The sequence below is a fragment of the Limosilactobacillus viscerum genome (assembly GCF_947387525.1).
Lineage (GTDB): Bacteria > Bacillota > Bacilli > Lactobacillales > Lactobacillaceae > Limosilactobacillus > Limosilactobacillus viscerum.
In genome coordinates, this window is sequence record NZ_CANDNW010000002.1 from 146282 (window position 1) to 164675 (window position 18394).

Sequence of the window (18394 nt, forward strand, 5' to 3'; positions counted from 1 at the left end):
CTTTTATGAGTGGCCATTTAGTTTTTAAATGTTAGAATAATATTCGTTGCATTTTTAGAACGGAAAAGGAAAGGGAGAAAATATGATTGCTTTAGCAGGAACAATTGGCGCGGGGAAAACCAGTTTGACTCAACTGCTAGCCGACCATTTGCACAGTAAGGCTTTTTATGAGTCAGTTGATGACAACAAGATCTTGCCACTCTTTTATAAGAACCCGAAGAAGTATGGCTTCTTACTGCAGATTTATTTCTTAAACAAGCGGATTGATGAAATTAAGGCTTCTTACGATAATGACCTGAATGTCCTTGACCGGTCAATCTTTGAAGATGCCTTGTTATTTAAGCTAAACGCCGATATGGGACGGGCAACCGAAACTGAATCTGATATTTATAGCTCACTGCTTGCTAACATGATGGAGGAATTGCCGGAACAACCACACCAGAAGGCACCAAACTTGCTGATTACCATCCAGGTTTCCTTTGATACGATGCTAAAGCGGATCAAGAAGCGGGGACGGTCTTACGAGCAGTTAGCCAACGATCCCTCGCTTTACAGTTATTACAAAAACCTTAATGAACGTTACCATGACTGGTATGAGCAGTATGATGAAAGCCCAAAGATGCTGATCAATGGGGATGAGTACGACTTTGTAGAGGACCCAGCAGCTGCTCAAGAAGTTCTGAAGATGATTGATCAAAAGCTGGTTGAACTAAATTTAAAATAAAGTTTGACAATGTTTGGGATAGATGATATATTAATTGAGCTGGCTTATTTAAGACAGTTCATTTTTGGAGGATTAGCTCAGTTGGGAGAGCATCTGCCTTACAAGCAGAGGGTCACAGGTTCGAGCCCTGTATCCTCCATATGCGGATGTGGCGGAATTGGCAGACGCGCAAGATTTAGGATCTTGTATCTTTTGATGTAAGGGTTCAAGTCCCTTCATCCGCATTAATATTATTTGAAAAAAGTTGTTGACATTCAGCGACAGATCAGGTAATATTAATAATCGTTGATAGCAATTAAATAGCTAGCAGATATGCGGAAGTAGTTCAGTGGTAGAACATCACCTTGCCATGGTGGGGGTCGCGGGTTCGAATCCCGTCTTCCGCTTTTCTTGCACCCATAGCGCAATTGGATAGAGTGTCTGACTACGAATCAGAAGGTTGAAGGTTCGACTCCTTCTGGGTGCATAAGTTTTAAGCGTGACAGTTATTCTTGGAGGATAGTTGTGACGCTTATTTTTTCGGAAATTAGCTCAGTTTGGTAGAGCGCTGCGTTCGGGACGCAGAGGTCGCAAGTTCAAATCTTGTATTTCCGACTAAATAGAAAAAGATCACTGTTGCAATCCTTTTTGTAACAGTGATCTTTTTATTTAATATTGTTGGTTCGACTTGTCCCAGAAAACGAACTTGCCGATTGTTCTTTCCTCACTCCGGCCACTTGTGTGTAATCCATCTTTGCAACCGCCAAAGTTATGGTTAATTATTGTTTTTTTGACAATCAATGAAAATTACTATTTAGTAGGTATACCAGTTTGTTTAATTAAAAGTGGGTATACTAAACATTGATTAAATGAGAATATTAGCAACAAACTAATCTGGTAAAGGAAGTGAAAAAATGAGACAGTTATTATTTCTACTTCTCGGTTTCCTGTCTGGGATAGCCGTTAGTGTTGCAGCAGTGAGTGCCGATGAACTGCCGACTGTGTCAACCCCCTCAGCATTTAGCACGTCCAATGATGGCGGCCAGGTCTTTACGGATGATAATTCACCACAAGCAATGCGTGCTGCCAAACGTCACCTGTATTTACCTACCAAGACGCCGACGCCAACTGAGGGGGTTCGATGGCCAACCCGTAATGTCAAAATTTACATGGATACCAACGACCATGCCTTGCAAGTCGCCTTCCGTGGTGCAGTTCGTGCTTGGAATAAAACAGGAGCCGTGCATCTCAAGTGGGTAAGAAACGAAGATCAGGCTGATATTATTGCCCGTGATGGTTCATTATCAAATAATGACTCAACTCCGGTCGGTTATTCAACTGCGCAACTAGGTTCAACCAGTACGCAGTACAATCCTGATACCCATTCACTGATTCAAGCCCGCTCAACCCTTGATGCTACACACTTAGACTACACAAGTCGTCAGTTTAGAACTGAAGTTGCCGAGCACGAATTAGGTCACGCACTGGGGTTAGCACATGCACCTGAATATATGCATAGCGTAATGATTCCACGGAACGTAAAGACGGGAATTACTAAGCTTGACCGGCGGACCATTCGGCAACTTTATAATGTGACGGAGTAGGAGTAAAAATGGATAACTTTAATTTTGAATTACTGCGAACCTTTTTAGTAGTGTGCAAACTGAAAAGTTTCAGTCGTGCCAGTGACTACCTTTACGTTGACCAATCAACAATTAGCAAGAAAATCCGCCAGCTGGAAGAAAAGTTTGGGCTGACTCTTTTTGCCAGAACGGCCCACGGGGTAGAACTAACGGTAGCAGGGAGCTCTTTCAAACGGCGCGCCCAGCAATTAATTGCGGACTTTGAAAAATTAAAGAGTGATTCTCCTGTCAAGTGAGGCGATCTGCGGATTGGGGTCTTTGACAATATTGCTGCCTACTGCTATCCCCACTTTTTTACAAAACACTTTGATGAACTAAGGCAATTAAAAGTTGCTAACGAGGGAGTTAAATTAGTAGAACTCTTCAACAATGGTGAATTAGACTTGATCATTGTTAACAACTCACTCGAGCAGCAAATAAGGGGTGAGTACGTTCAACAGCAATTAGCGACTGAAAAGATGATGGTGCTTGCTGGTACGAGCCGCCATTTGCCGAGCCAGGATTCATGTACTTTCCACGATTTGTTTGGTCAAAAGCTAGTGCTGGCGCCTGAATACTGCCCGGTTAGCCGCCAGCTATTAAAGTACCGCACGCGTTTTGCCAAATTTAAAATGGTTGATTATACAGCAACCATGGTTGAAATAATCCGTAATTCTGACTTTGTCACTATCTTGCCAGCCGGGATGGTTCACCATCTTACCACCACTAGTACTGGTTTAGTCGGTACCACGTTGACGGATTTCCCACAGCGGGTTATTACGGCGTTTGCTCGTGAACAGTCAGTGCTAGAAAAAGTTTCCGCTGCCTTAGTATGAAAATAATTCACTGGGGAGTAGGCCAAGATGGCACTTCTGCATGAAGCAGGGTTGAAGTACGCTATTCACTGAGGAGAGGTGGATAACGGATGAACGATAACTACATTGAATTTTCAAAGGGTCAGGTCGCCTTTTTTTGCTACATGCGTGGGAATTATTGTCGCTAGCATGTTCTATATTCAGCCAATTGAAAAGACCTTAACGGCGAGTTTTAATGTTGCACCAAATCAAATTGCAGTGATTGCAATGTTAACCCAGGTTAGTTACGCACTTGGATTACTACTAGTGGTTCCGTTAGGGGATGCTTACAACCGCTATTATTTCCTGCAATGGATGGAAGTTGCTTCAATTATTGGCCTTAGCCTTGCCGCACTGTCGCGGAATGCGTTGATGTTTGGAGTTGCTTCGGTAGTAATTGGCTTAACCTCAGTCGGTGGCCAAATTATTATCCCCTATATTGCTTACTTAACCCCGGTAGGTAAACAGGCACCAATCTTGGGAACGATGATTAGCGGTATGTTAACGGGAATCCTATTTGCACGGACATTTAGCGGGGTGATAGCGGCACACTTAGGATGGCAGGCCGTTTACCTTTTTGCCGCAGCTGTTAATTTATTGCTGCTTATTTTAATTCACCGGATTGTTCCTAACGACCCCCGCCACCTGGCTAACAAGCCGCACCATTTGGGTGTCCTAGCATCAATTCCCCAGCTCATTCGCCAATATCGTTACCTTCGTGGCGCGGCAGTGAATGGCTTTTGCCTATTTGGGTTGGCAAATCTTTTCTGGTCAACGTTGTCATTCCTGCTGGCAGATCGTTTCGGTTACGGAAGTGCAGTTGCAGGTGGAATGGGGTTGTTAGGAATTGTGGCAATTTTTGCTGCACCTTCCATCGGTCGAATGGTTAACCGTTATTCACCGCGTTGCAATATTAAGATTAGCTGGTGCCTAGCATTAGTGGCCTACATAGTATTCTGGGTATTTACTCGCAACTTATACCTCTTAATGGTGGGGGCAGTAATTCTAGATTTGAGCACCCAGTTCAGCCAGGTGACCAACCAGGCAATTGTTCAGTCGCTTAACCGGCAAACAAATAGTCGCAACAACTCAATCTTTATGTTTTCGTATTTCTTTGGCGGGTCAATTGGGACGTTAGTTGGCATCAATGCGTGGGCACTTTACAAGTGGACTGGTGTAACGTCAGCTGCAATCGCCTTTTTATTACTCGCAGCAGTTAACTATTATTTGCAGGGAGCCCCTTTGAAATTATCAGCGGACAAAAAATAATTGTGACTTCTTTCGCAATCTTGTTATTTTTAGTTAGTAAATACCTAAAAGGGCACCAAATGAAAATCAATAATTGGTTTAGACCTTTGTTTGCCGTGATAGCGGTACACTTGGCGGTATGAAAGCAAGATTGGTTTGCGATTATTTCACAAAATCTTCAAAAGAAGGGTTTAAAAAAAGAAACTCGTCTGTTATAGTAAGAATTGTGAAAAAAATAACATGTCTTTTGAGAAGGAGATCTTAGCATATGAAAGCTGCTGTTATCAATGATCCAGTTGATGGATACGTTACTGTTAAGGATGTAAAGCTTCGTGACTTAAAGCCAGGTGAAGCTCTGGTTGACATGGAATACTGTGGTCTTTGTCACACTGACCTGCACTGTGCTGCCGGTGACTTCGGTAAGAAGCCTGGCCGTATCATTGGTCACGAAGGTGTCGGCCGTGTATCAAAGGTTGCTCCTGGCGTTACCAGCTTGAAGGTCGGGGACCGGGTATCAATAGCTTGGTTCTTCAAGGGCTGTGGCCACTGTGAATACTGCCTGACTGGTCGTGAAACTCTTTGCCGGAACGTTCTGAACGCTGGTTACACTGCTGACGGTGCAATGGCTGAACAATGTATCGTTCCTGCTGACTACGCTGTTAAGGTTCCAGAAGGCCTTGACCCTGTAGAAGCAACTTCACTGACTTGTGCCGGTGTTACGATGTACAAGGCTTTGAAGGTTGCTGACATCAAGCCTGGTCAATGGGTATCAATTGTTGGTGCTGGTGGTCTTGGTAACCTCGGTATCCAATTTGCTCACAACGTATTTGGCGCTCACGTTATCGCCGTTGATGGTAACCCTGACAAGCTGCAAGCTGCTAAGGAAAATGGTGCTGAAATTTGCATCAACCGTCACGATGACAACGTTGACGAACAAATCCAAGAAAAGGTTGGCGGTGTTCACGCCGCAGTTGTTACTGCTGTTACTACTGCTGCCTTTGACCAAGCTGTTAACTCACTTCGTCCAGATGGTAAGTTAGTTGCCGTTGCTCTTCCACAAGGTGACATGAAGCTTAACATTGCTAAGACTGTTCTTGATGGTATCATCGTTGCTGGTTCATTAGTTGGTACTCGTCAAGACCTGGCTGAATGTTTCCAATTCGGTGCTGAAGGTAAGGTTCACCCAATCGTTCACACCCGGAAGCTTTCAGAAATCAATGACATGATTCAAGAATTGAAGGAGAACAAGGTTGTTGGTCGGAACGTTGTTGACTTCTCTCTTGAAAAGTAATTTCGTTTTCAAATAAATAATTTAGAAGAGACTGGGAATAAACTCAGTCTCTTTCTTTTTTAAGGACGGTTAGCGGTCGTTGGCTTCGTGTCGTGCGGTAGGCAAGACATTTCTCACTTGCATCCAATGCTTGTGAATAGGCAAATTAAGCAAATTATGGTAGAATAATGGTCAAGATTAGTCAGACAACGGAGGGTGAATCATGGAAAATAAAAGTATTTCAGATATAATTGAAGCTTACTTGAAAGAAATCCTTGGTGACTCCGCTCAAGTGGAAATTCGTCGTTCCGAAATTGCTAATCATTTTGACGTTGTCCCATCACAGATTAACTACGTGATTAAAACGCGGTTTACCATTCAAAACGGTTACCTTGTTAAGAGTAAACGTGGTGGCGGTGGTTATATCCGGATTGAGCGTGTTAATTTACTTGATAACGTCGACGTGTTAAACTCATTAATCCAAACAATTGGTGATTCAATTCGTGAACGCGACGCTTTTGCAATTGTTCAGACCTTGTATGATGAAAAAGTTATTACCCAGCGGGAAGGGGACCTGATGCTGGTGGCCCTTTCTAAGCAAACACTGGATGTCGGTAACAAGGATGTTGAAGCGCGGCTGAGAGCACGAGTATTGATTTCGTTACTGAACCGGTTACGGTATGAAAGTTAGAAGGGATGATTGCTAATGGATAACATGTTTACTCCTAGTGCCAAGCATGTCTTAATGATTGCCCATGAACAAGCTAAATACTTTAAACACCAAGCAGTAGGTACAGAACACCTTCTACTAGCGCTGGCAATGGATAAAGATGGCATTGCTAATAAGATTTTTGAACAATTCTCAATTAGCAGTGATGATATCCGGGAAGAAATTGAACGGCTGATTGGCTACGGCACGATGGATCAACTTGGACCAGCGGACTACCTACCATACTCACCAAAGGCTAAGCAGGTCCTAGCACTTGCCGGTCAAGAAGCACAACAAATGCATTCGCTTAAAATTGGTACGGAACACTTACTGTTAGCACTGATTTCAGATGATAGTGTCCTTTCTTCACGGATTCTGTACAGTCTTGATGTGATGCCGCGTCAAGTTCGGAAGGTAACTCTCCGGCGGTTGGGCGTGGCCGAAAACCAGCTCCGGCGTCAGGCCGGTAACCGGGCCAACAATGCTAACCGGAAGAGCGGGACACCAACACTAGATAAGCTGGCACGCGATATGACCCAGCAGGCCCGCGCCGGGAAGCTGGATCCGGTTGTTGGCCGTGATAAGGAAATTAAGCGAACCGTTCAAATCTTGAGTCGGCGGACAAAGAACAACCCGGTTTTGATTGGTGAACCGGGTGTCGGTAAGACCGCCATTGTCGAAGGACTGGCCCAACGGATGGTCGACGGGACAGTTCCCGAAGAGATTGCTGATAAGCGCCTGATGGTACTAGACATGGGCTCATTAGTTGCGGGAACCAAGTACCGTGGTGAGTTTGAAAACCGCCTGAAAAAAGTGATTGAGGAAATTCAAAATGATGGGCATGTCATCCTCTTCATTGATGAACTACACACCCTGATTGGTGCTGGGGGTGCCGAAGGGGCAATCGATGCTTCCAATATTTTGAAGCCGGCCTTAGCACGTGGTGAACTGCAAACCATTGGTGCAACGACCTTGGATGAGTACCAAAAGTATATTGAATCCGATGCTGCCCTGGAACGGCGGTTTGCAACCGTTCACGTTGATGAACCAACGCCAGAAGATACGCTGGGAATCTTGAAGGGGTTGCGGCCAAAGTATGAAGCCCACCACCACGCTAAGATTACTGACGAATCACTGGAACAGGCAGTTAAGCTATCCGACCGGTATATTTCTGACCGGTTCTTGCCAGACAAGGCTATTGACCTGATGGATGAATCGGCAGCAATGGTTCGGATTAACGCTGAAGAAAAGAAGACCCGGAAGCCTTCACTGACAAAACAAATTAACGACCTCCAAGCACAAAAAGAGGACGCAATTGAACAACAAGACTTTGATAAGGCGGCGGAACTTCGGGAAGAAGAACTGACCTTACGTGCTAAGCTCGAACAGCAGGCAGAACGAGTTGAAAAACGTGATCAAGAACCCCACTACCGGTTAAAGGTTACTGGTGAAGACGTGGCAAAGGTTGTTGCTGAGTGGACCGGTGTGCCGCTTACCCAGCTCAAGAAGAGTGAGAGTGACCGGTTAATTAACCTTGAAAAGGTCCTTCACCAGCGGGTAATTGGGCAAGACGAAGCGGTCGATGAAGTGGCCAAGGCTATTCGTCGGGCCCGGAGTGGTTTGAAGAACCCTGACCGGCCAATTGGTTCCTTCATGTTCCTTGGCCCAACTGGTGTTGGTAAGACCGAGTTGGCAAAGGCACTGGCTGAGGCAATGTTTGGTTCTGAAGATAATATGATTCGGATCGATATGTCCGAATACATGGAAAAGTTTAGTACCAGTCGTTTAATTGGTGCGGCACCGGGCTATGTTGGCTACGATGAAGGTGGCCAGTTGACGGAAAAGGTTCGCCAACACCCATACTCCGTTGTCCTGCTTGATGAAGCAGAAAAGGCCCACCCGGATGTCTTCAACCTCTTGCTGCAAGTCCTTGATGATGGCTACTTAACTGATTCAAAGGGTCGGCGGGTTGATTTCCGAAACACGATCATTATCATGACTTCAAATCTTGGTGCTACCCAGTTACAAGATGAGAAGGAAGTTGGTTTTGGTGCTCGTGACCTTAGTCAAGATTACAACGCAATGGCTGCTGCTATCCGGCAACAGTTGAAACTGCATTTCCGGCCTGAATTCCTCAACCGGATTGATAAGACAATTATTTTCCATTCACTTAATAAGAAGGAATTACACCAGATTGTTAAGTTAATGACGAATGAATTGCGAACGCGGGTTGCCGAACAGGATATTAACCTGAAGGTGACGCCAGCAGCGGTTGACCTGATTGCTAAGGTTGGTTACGATCCAGAATATGGTGCACGGCCACTGCGGCGGGCAATTCAAGACAAGATTGAAGACCGCTTGAGCTCAGCCCTGATTGACAGTGAAGTTGTGGCGGGCGATACGGTTACGGTTGGTGCCCACCAAGGTAAAATTACGGTAAAAGTAAAGGACAAGGATGCCAACCAGGCAAGACTAGTTAAGAGTAATTAAAATGTGTAAGATGCTTTCGATTCGTTGCTATAAATGGGTCGACAGCATCTTTTTTTATCAAAAAGTTGTCTTGTGATAAATGTTAGTCATATAATAGAAGACAGTTAATCTGAGGAGGAAGTTCAATTAATGAAACGAGCAGAACAACTAGAAAAAACCCGGCAGGCAATTATTAAAACGGCCACAAAGCTTTTCTTGCAAAATGGTTTTGGTGAAACTTCAACGCGGGATATCGCTAAACAAATTGGGATTACCCAGCCAGCTTTGTACCACCACTTTAGTGATAAAGAGGTCCTCTACCTTGATGTAATGACAAAACTAGCGGGGAAGATTCGTCAAGACATCAACAAGGCCATGCGGAAACACACTTTGAAGCCAGAAGAACAGTTGCTTGAAATCGTAAAAATACTCAAGAAGCACCACCCATTGAGCATTTATGACCAATATAACCAAGCAATGTTGCTGCTATCAAAGAGTGCCCAACAAAAGCTAAACATGATTTTTACAATGGATTACCTTGAACCAATTGGTGATTACTTTAAGCAACCATCAGTTCAACTGCGGGCGGACTTACTACCGAAAGAGGCGGCAGAACTATTCTTAGCTAGTTTGTCCCCAATCTTTGGCACCTACCAATCAATTGGTGGTCACTCCATTACTTCCGAACAGCGTGACAAGTTGATCCTTGACTGCATTATTAATGGGTTGGCTAAGCGTAAATAATTTTTGAGTGTTTATTATTGACAATTTAGGCGGCAGTTAATATACTATTAGGGTATGTAATTGTGAGTTCATTTGAACACGGTGATCTATTGTCCATCGGGTTCTACTATAAAACCAAAGACAGTTTTTAAACTGTTTTTGGATTTTTTTTGCCCAAAAGTAGGGTTTTAGACCATTTGTAAACAAAATGTAACATTTAAATGAACTCACCCAACAAATTAGAGAGGTGAACAGTTTGGCCGGACATTTAGTAAAATACGGTAAGCACCGTACCCGTCGTAGTTACTCCCGAATCAAAGAAGTTCTCGAGTTGCCTAACCTGATTGAAATCCAAACCGATTCTTACAATTGGTTTATGGACAAGGGTCTACGGGAAATGTTTGATGATATTATGCCAATCGATGATTTCCAAGGTAAGCTTTCATTGGAATTCGTTGATTATCAACTTTTAGAACCTAAGTACACTGTTGATGAAGCACGTGAACATGATGCTAACTACTCAGCACCACTGCATGTTACTTTACGGTTAACCAACCACGAAACTGGTGAGATTAAGTCCCAAGATGTATTCTTTGGTGACTTCCCACTGATGACTGACCAGGGGACCTTCATTATTAACGGTGCCGAACGGGTAATTGTTTCGCAATTAGTTCGTTCCCCAGGTGTCTACTATAATGAAGAAACTGATAAGAATGGTCGGCCAAGCTACGGCGCTACCTTTATTCCAAACCGTGGTGCTTGGCTTGAATACGAAACTGATGCCAAGAACGTTTCTTACGTCCGGATTGACCGTACTCGTAAGTTGCCAATGACCGAATTGGTTCGTGCCCTTGGCTTTGGCTCCGATGATGAAATTATTGATATGTTTGGTGGCGACAGTGAGACCCTGTCACTGACCCTGGATAAGGATGTTCACAAGAATGCCGAAGATTCCCGTGTTGAAGAATCATTGAAGGATATTTACGAACGTCTCCGTCCTGGTGAACCAAAGACTGCAGATTCAGCACGTAACCTGCTGACTGCTCGTTTCTTTGACCCGAAGCGTTACGACATGGCTCCAGTTGGTCGTTACAAGACTAACAAGAAGTTAATGTTGAAGTACCGCCTGTTAGGTCAAACGTTGGCTGAAACCCTTGCTGACCCAGACACTGGTGAAGTTTTGGCACAAAAGGGCGACACCATTGACAAGGAAGCACTGAAGAAGTTGGAACCTTATCTGGATCGTGACGACTTTAAGATGGTTACCTACACCCCATCTGACGAAGCGGTTGTTACTGAACCGGTTAAGCTGCAAAAGATCCTTGTTTACTCCAAGAACGATCCTGACCGGGTTGTGCCAATTATTGGTAATGGTCACATTCCATTGGAATACAAGCACATTGAACCAGCAGATATCCTTGCTTCATTGAACTACTTCTTCAACCTGCAAGAAGGTATCGGTACTCCTGATGACATCGACCACTTGGGTAACCGGCGGATTCGTTCAGTCGGTGAACTGCTCCAAAACCAATTTCGGATTGGTCTTGCCCGGATGGAACGGGTTGTTCGTGAACGGATGTCAATTCAAGATCCTGATACGGTTACTCCACAACAACTGATCAATATTCGGCCAGTAGTTGCTTCAATTAAGGAATTCTTCGGTTCCTCACAACTTTCACAATTCATGGACCAGACGAACCCACTGGGTGAACTTACCCACAAGCGTCGTCTGTCCGCCCTTGGTCCTGGTGGTTTGACTCGTGACCGGGCTGGTTATGAAGTTCGTGACGTGCACTATACGCACTACGGCCGGATGTGCCCAATTGAAACGCCTGAAGGTCCTAACATTGGTTTGATTAACAGTCTTTCCTCATACGCTCGTGTTAACAAGTATGGCTTCATTGAAACACCATACCGTCGTGTATCATGGAAGACCCACAAGGTAACCGACAAGATCGATTACCTGACGGCCGATGAAGAAGATAACTTTGTCATTGCTCAGGCCAACTCACCATTGAATGATGATGGTTCCTTTGTTGATGATGAAGTTATGGCTCGTGACAAGGATGAATACGTTGAAACTAGTGTTGAAAACGTCGACTACATGGACGTTTCACCAAAACAAGTTGTCTCCGTTGCTTCCGCATGTATTCCTTTCCTTGAAAACGATGACTCCAACCGTGCCTTGATGGGTGCCAACATGCAGCGGCAAGCTGTTCCGTTGATTAACCCACACGCACCACTGGTAAGTACTGGTATCGACTACAAAGCAGCTCACGACTCTGGGGTGGCCTTGATTGCTAAGAAGCCTGGTACTGTTGAATACGTCGATGCTCGTGAAGTTCGTGTTCGCGAAGAAGACGGTTCACTTGATACTTACAAGCTGATGAAGTTCCGTCGCTCAAACGGTGGTAAGAACTACAACCAACGTCCAATTGTTAAGGTTGGCGAACATGTTGATGCCGACGACGTTCTTGCTGATGGTCCATCAATGGAAGAAGGGGAATTGGCCCTTGGTCAAAACCCACTGATTGCATTTATGACTTGGCAAGGTTACAACTTCGAAGATGCCATCGCCATTAACGAACGGCTCGTTAAGGACGATGTTTACACTTCAATTCATATTGAATCTTACGAATCCGAAGCTCGTGAAACAAAGCTCGGTCCTGAAGAAATGACCCGGGAAATTCCTAACGTTGGTGACGACGCATTGAAGGACCTGGATGAAGACGGTATTGTTCGTGTCGGTGCCGAAGTTCATGATGGTGACATCCTGGTTGGTAAGGTTACACCAAAGGGTATGACCGAATTATCTGCCGAAGAACGGTTGCTTCACGCTATCTTTGGTGAAAAGTCCCGTGAAGTTCGTGATACTTCACTCCGTGTTCCTCACGGTGGTGGCGGTATTATCCAGGACGTTAAGATCTTTACCCGTGAAAATGGGGATGAACTTTCACCAGGTGTTAACACCATGGTCCGGGTTTACATCGCTCAAAAGCGGAAGATCCAAGTTGGTGACAAGATGTCTGGTCGTCACGGTAACAAGGGTACTGTTTCCATTGTTATCCCTGAAGAAGATATGCCATACATGCCTGATGGTACGCCAATCGACATTATGCTGAGTCCAATGGGTGTGCCAAGTCGTATGAACATTGGTCAGCTGCTTGAACTGCACTTGGGGATGGCTGCTAAGCGGCTTGGTATTCACATGGCAACGCCTGTCTTTGATGGTGCAACCGACAAGGATGTTTGGGATGCCGTTCGTGAAGCTGGGTTCCCAGAAGATGGTAAGACCATTCTTTATGATGGTCGGACTGGTGAACCATTTGAAAACCGGATTGCCGTTGGTTCAATGCACTACCTGAAGTTGGCCCACATGGTTGATGATAAGATTCACGCCCGGTCAACTGGTCCTTACTCACTGGTTACTCAACAGCCACTTGGTGGTAAGGCTCAATTCGGTGGTCAGCGTTTCGGTGAAATGGAAGTTTGGGCTCTTGAAGCTTATGGTGCAGCTTACACCCTTCAAGAAATCCTTACTTACAAGTCAGATGATACCGTTGGTCGTGTTCGGACTTACGATGCCATCATCAATGGTGAACCAATTCCTAAGCCTGGTGTTCCAGAATCATTCCGTGTTCTGGTTAAGGAATTACAAGCACTTGGTTTGGACATGAAGGTTCTCGATGGCAACCACAAGGAAGTTCAATTGAAGAACATGGATGAAGATGACTCTGAAGTTGTTAGTGTTGATGCTCTTGCCAAGTACGCAGAACAACACAACGCTGATAACAAGGAGAAGAAGGATGCCGATAAGGCTGCATCATCTTCAACCACTGAAGATAAGACTAAGTAAGATTAAATATAGTTCTTCGCTCATGCATTAGGAAATAAGGAGGAACATCCTTTGATTGATGTCAATAAATTTGAAAGCATGCAGATCGGTCTGGCATCACCAGACAAGATCCGTAGTTGGTCATACGGTGAAGTAAAGAAGCCGGAAACTATCAACTACCGGACCCTGAAGCCAGAAAAGCAAGGTCTGTTTGATGAACGAATCTTTGGCCCAACTAAGGACTACGAGTGTGCTTGTGGTAAGTACAAGCGTGTTCGCTACAAGGGTCGTGTTTGTGACCGTTGTGGTGTTGAAGTCACTAGTTCCAAGGTTCGTCGTGAACGGATGGGTCACATCGAATTGGCTGCCCCAGTTTCACACATCTGGTACTTTAAGGGAATCCCAAGTCGGATGGGCTTAGTGCTGGACATGAGTCCTCGTTCACTTGAAGAAGTTATCTACTTCGCTTCATACGTTGTTCTTGACCCAGGTGATACCCCACTTGAAAAGAAGCAACTACTCTCCGAAGCTGAATACCGTGACAAGAAGGCTGAATTTGGTGACCGCTTCACTGCAGAAATGGGTGCCGCTGCCATCAAGAAGCTCCTTGCCGATGTTGACTTAAACAAGGAAGCCAATGAATTAAAGGAAGAATTGAAGGAAGCTACTGGTCAAAAGCGGACCCGTGCTATCCGTCGTTTGGATATTCTGGAAGCCTTCATTAAGTCTGGTAACAAGCCAGAATGGATGGTAATGGATGTTATTCCAGTGATGCCACCTGACTTGCGGCCAATGGTTCAACTTGAAGGTGGTCGGTTCGCTACCTCTGACTTGAACGACCTGTACCGGCGGGTAATCAACCGTAACAACCGTCTGAAGCGGCTGCTGAAGTTGCAAGCGCCTGGTATCATTGTTCAGAACGAAAAGCGGATGCTGCAAGAAGCAGTTGATGCCTTAATTGATAACGGTCGTCGTGGCCGTCCGGTTGCTGGTCCTGGTAACCGTCCACTGAAGTCCTTATCACACCTGCTGAAAGGTAAGCAAGGTCGGTTCCGTCAAAACCTGCTTGGTAAGCGGGTTGACTACTCCGGTCGTTCCGTTATTGATGTTGGTCCATCACTGAAGATGAACCAAATGGGTCTCCCAGTTCCAATGGCACTTGAATTGTTTAAGCCATTCATCATGCACGAACTGGTAAAGCGGGGCTTATCTGCCAACGTTAAGGCTGCTAAGCGGAAGATTGACCGTCGTGACGATGATGTCTTCGATGTATTGGAAGACGTTATTAAGGAACACCCAGTATTGCTGAACCGGGCACCTACCCTGCACCGGTTAGGTATTCAGGCCTTTGAACCAATTCTGGTTTCTGGTAAGTCAATGCGGTTACACCCATTAGTATGTACTGCCTACAATGCCGACTTTGATGGTGACCAGATGGCGATCCACGTTCCGTTGTCAGATGAAGCACAGGCGGAAGCACGTTTGCTGATGCTGGCTGCCCACCACATTCTGAGTCCTCGTGACGGTGAACCAATTGTTTCACCATCACAGGATATGGTTATCGGTAACTACTACATGACCACTGAAGATAAGGGTCGTGAAGGTGAAGGGATGATCTTCAAGGATACCGATGAAGCTGAAATGGCCTACAAGAATGGTTATGTTGCACTTCAAACCCGGGTTGGGGTTGAAACTTCAGCATTCCCAGACAAGCCATTTACTGATGATCAACGTAACAAGATCATGGTTACTTCCGTTGGTAAGCTCCTCTTCAACCGGATCATGCCAAAGGACTTTGCCTACATTAATGAACCAACTGATGCTAATATTCATAACGGTGTTGATGACAAGTTCTTCCTCGAACCTGGTCAAGACATCCATGAATACTTAGAAAATGCACCACTAGTTCCACCATTCAAGAAGGGCTTCTTATCTGACCTGGTTGCTGAAGTTTACAAGCAATACAAGGTTACTAAGACTTCCCAATTCCTTGACCGTCTGAAGGATCTCGGTTACTACGAATCAACCATTTCTGGTTTGACGACCGCAATGTCTGATATTCACGACTTGCCTGAAAAGCCTGAAATCATTAAGAAGGCTCGTAAGCAAGTTGCATTGATTACGAAGCAATTCCGCCGTGGTCTGATTACTGATGACGAACGGTATGAACGGGTTATCGATGCTTGGAACGACGCAAAGGATGAAGTTCAAAACAAGCTGATTGAACACATGGACATCCACAACCCAATCAACATGATGTCTGACTCTGGTGCTCGTGGTAACATTTCTAACTTTACCCAGCTTGCCGGGATGCGTGGTTTGATGGCTTCTCCTAACGGTAAGATCATGGAACTGCCTGTTCTGTCTAACTTCTACGAAGGACTTTCCGTTCTGGAAATGTTCTTATCATCACACGGTGCTCGTAAGGGTATGACTGATACTGCCTTGAAGACTGCCAACTCAGGTTACCTGACTCGTCGTCTGGTTGATGTTGCCCAAGACGTAGTTGTTCGTGAAAAGGACTGTGGTACTGACCGTGGCCTTGAAGTTACTGCAATTACTAACGGTAACGAAATGATCGAACCGCTGTATGACCGGATCATGGGTCGCTACACTATGAAGTCTGTTTACGATCCAAAGACTGGCGAAAAGATCGTTGGTAAGAACGTTCTGATTGATGAAGACATGGCGCAAAAGATTGTTGACGCTGGTGTTAAGAAGGTTACGATTCGTTCCGCCTTCACCTGCAACACTGAACACGGTGTTTGTGAACGTTGCTACGGTCGGAACGCTGCTACTGGTGACCGGGTTGAAGCCGGTGAAGCTGTTGGTACTGTTGCCGCTCAATCAATCGGTGAACCAGGTACTCAGCTGACCTTGCGGAACTTCCACACTGGTGGTGTTGCTGGTAACGACGATATCACCCAAGGTCTTCCTCGTGTGCAAGAAATTGTTGAAGCACGTAATCCTAAGGGGCGTGCAACAATTTCAGAAGTTACCGGTGAAGTTGTATCAATTGAAGAAAACCCTGCAGAACGGACTAAAGACGTTACTGTTAAGGGCGAAACCGATACGCGGACTTACACCTTGCCAATTACTGCCCGGATGCGGGTAGCAGAAGGTGACTTCATCCACCGTGGTACTGCTCTTAACGAAGGTTCAATTGACCCGAAGGAATTAATCCAAGTTCGTGATGTCCTTTCAACTGAAACTTACCTTCTTGCCCAAGTACAAGGCGTTTACCGGATGCAGGGTATCGACTTGCTGGATAAGCACGTTGAAATCATGATCCGTCAAATGATGCGTAAGGTTCGGGTAATGGACCCAGGTGACACTGACCTTCTGCCAGGTCAACTGATGGACATTGGTCAATTCCGTGAAGCTAACAAGCCAACTCTTTATGCTGGTGGTATCCCAGCCACTGCTCGTCCAGTAATTCTTGGTATTACTAAGGCTGCTCTTGAAACTAACAGTTTCCTGTCAGCTGCTTCATTCCAAGAAACTACTCGTGTATTGACTGATGCTGCTATCCGTGGAAAGAATGACCCACTTGTTGGTCTAAAGGAAAATGTTATTATAGGTAAGATTATCCCAGCTGGTACTGGTATGAGTACTTACCGGAACATTAAGCCAAAGGAAGTTAGCGTTGCTGCTTACTCCATTAAGGACCTTGAGGCTAAGATGAAGGAAGAAGACAAGCAAAACTAATTTGGCTTCGGAAAAAAGGGTGATGGCAATTTGTTGTCATGGCCCTTTTTTTGATGAAAAAGAGGGAGTCAGTTGGCAAAAAAATACAAAATTGAAATACCAGCATCAGCATTAAAAGATACTGATTTTGATTTGGGGGATAAGCTGTCATTAAGTGTCAGCCATAAGCAATTCAACATCCGGCCGGCAAATGTAATTGATCAATTGCCCCAGATAAACATCTGGTTTTATACTGTTCCGGCGTTTTTGATGATGATAATTTTCTTTGTCTATACCCGGAGTCAGGACATTAGTCAGATAGCATTGAACGGTAAAGATTACTCAATCGCCAATGCAGCAACCCTTCTTGGTGTGACCTGTGGGCTGACGATCTTCGTGATTGCTGCTGTGTGGACAAAAATGCACCGGTCCGGGCCCACTAAGGATCTCTATTGGCGAAATATTCCGACGATTGTGATTGCGACCGGGCTAATCCTTGTCTTCTCTTTTTATGCAGCCTTTTGGTTATTAGAGAGAATGTTCATGGATGCGAGCTTTGACGTTTACACGTCATCGGTAATGATTTTTATGATTGTTGCGGCGGTTAATTACATAATGATTAACCTTGCAATGACCTTGACCACTAGTGTGATTACCAACTTATTGACGATTATGATTATTGGCGGAATGGTCTTTTCAATTCTGACCAATTCCAGTCGTGATTGGTGGAAACATAATTTTAGCTTTCTCGGTACCGCCAAGAATTCCGCTAATTTTCAGTTTAACGTTACGTTAATTTTTTCCGGAGTATTAATGATCACCCTTGTTGACTACTTATTTGTTAACTTGCAGAAACGGTTCCGGGGAAGAAGGATCTTAATCCTCCGGTGGTTACTCTATGCATTATCAGCATGTATTGCTTCGATCGGGCTGTTCCCAAATGATCCGGAATTCCACGTCCTTCATGACCGGATCTCGATGTGGTTGGTTTATATAATCCTGATTTTAATTGCAACGGTGCGGTGGTTGCTGCCAAGGGTGACCAAGCAGTTTCTTATCTTGTCGTATGCCATGGGAGCAATTATGGGGATCGAGTATATCGTATTTAAATTATCTGATTACCTTTCCCTCACCGCGTTTGAACTGTTGGAATTTGGTTTAGCATTTTCGTGGATTCTGTTGTTATTACAAAATATTGGTGGATTATAGAATGAAGTTAGCCACCTAATTGGTGGTAAATGCAAAAACGCCATTCGGCGTGACATCAGGTATCA

General features: G+C 44.9%; 12 protein-coding genes and 5 tRNA genes. All 17 read left to right on the plus strand.

The window, feature by feature from the left end; translation table 11 throughout:
* Positions 1–82 precede the first annotated feature (82 nt).
* The 17 genes from QOS07_RS01395 to QOS07_RS01475 all read left to right on the plus strand — a co-directional run bounded on the left by QOS07_RS01395 (position 83) and on the right by QOS07_RS01475 (position 18329).
* Entirely contained in the window at positions 83–724 is a 642-nt protein-coding gene (locus QOS07_RS01395; RefSeq protein ID WP_283587226.1) for a deoxynucleoside kinase, read from the plus strand.
* Positions 725–790: 66 nt separating this feature from the next.
* Positions 791–863: transfer RNA gene (locus QOS07_RS01400), tRNA-Val, on the plus strand.
* A 3-nt stretch (positions 864–866) separates the two neighbouring features.
* Positions 867–948 (plus strand) — tRNA-Leu (locus QOS07_RS01405).
* 90 nt (positions 949–1038) lie between these two features.
* Positions 1039–1110, plus strand: a tRNA-Gly gene (locus tag QOS07_RS01410).
* A gap of 6 nt (positions 1111–1116) precedes the next feature.
* A tRNA-Arg gene (locus QOS07_RS01415) sits at positions 1117–1190 on the plus strand.
* Between the two features lie 54 nt (positions 1191–1244).
* Positions 1245–1318 (plus strand) — tRNA-Pro (locus QOS07_RS01420).
* Between the two features lie 299 nt (positions 1319–1617).
* Entirely contained in the window at positions 1618–2307 is a 690-nt protein-coding gene (locus QOS07_RS01425) for a matrixin family metalloprotease (RefSeq protein WP_283587227.1), read from the plus strand.
* Between the two features lie 8 nt (positions 2308–2315).
* On the plus strand, positions 2316–2582 hold the full coding sequence (locus QOS07_RS01430) for a LysR family transcriptional regulator (RefSeq protein ID WP_283587228.1): 267 nt from the start codon (positions 2316–2318) through the stop codon (positions 2580–2582).
* 12 nt (positions 2583–2594) lie between these two features.
* Positions 2595–3161 carry a LysR family transcriptional regulator substrate-binding protein gene (locus tag QOS07_RS01435; RefSeq protein WP_283587241.1) on the plus strand — a complete coding sequence of 189 codons (567 nt, stop codon included), beginning with the start codon at positions 2595–2597 and terminating at the stop codon, positions 3159–3161.
* Positions 3162–3329: 168 nt separating this feature from the next.
* Entirely contained in the window at positions 3330–4448 is a 1119-nt protein-coding gene (locus QOS07_RS01440; protein WP_283587229.1) for an MFS transporter, read from the plus strand.
* A gap of 247 nt (positions 4449–4695) precedes the next feature.
* Positions 4696–5718, plus strand: a complete 1023-nt coding sequence (gene adhP, locus QOS07_RS01445; RefSeq protein ID WP_283587230.1) for an alcohol dehydrogenase AdhP — start codon at positions 4696–4698, stop codon at positions 5716–5718.
* A 202-nt stretch (positions 5719–5920) separates the two neighbouring features.
* Positions 5921–6388, plus strand: coding sequence for a CtsR family transcriptional regulator (locus QOS07_RS01450; RefSeq protein ID WP_283587231.1), 468 nt, complete (start codon positions 5921–5923; stop codon positions 6386–6388).
* Between the two features lie 15 nt (positions 6389–6403).
* Positions 6404–8896, plus strand: a complete 2493-nt coding sequence (locus QOS07_RS01455; RefSeq protein WP_283587232.1) for an ATP-dependent Clp protease ATP-binding subunit — start codon at positions 6404–6406, stop codon at positions 8894–8896.
* A 129-nt stretch (positions 8897–9025) separates the two neighbouring features.
* Entirely contained in the window at positions 9026–9619 is a 594-nt protein-coding gene (locus tag QOS07_RS01460; protein ID WP_283587233.1) for a TetR/AcrR family transcriptional regulator, read from the plus strand.
* 226 nt (positions 9620–9845) lie between these two features.
* Positions 9846–13454, plus strand: a complete 3609-nt coding sequence (gene rpoB / locus QOS07_RS01465; protein WP_283587234.1) for a DNA-directed RNA polymerase subunit beta — start codon at positions 9846–9848, stop codon at positions 13452–13454.
* 51 nt (positions 13455–13505) lie between these two features.
* On the plus strand, positions 13506–17141 hold the full coding sequence (gene rpoC, locus QOS07_RS01470; protein ID WP_283587235.1) for a DNA-directed RNA polymerase subunit beta': 3636 nt from the start codon (positions 13506–13508) through the stop codon (positions 17139–17141).
* Positions 17142–17213: 72 nt separating this feature from the next.
* Positions 17214–18329, plus strand: a complete 1116-nt coding sequence (locus tag QOS07_RS01475; RefSeq protein WP_283587236.1) for a DUF998 domain-containing protein — start codon at positions 17214–17216, stop codon at positions 18327–18329.
* Positions 18330–18394 lie beyond the last annotated feature (65 nt).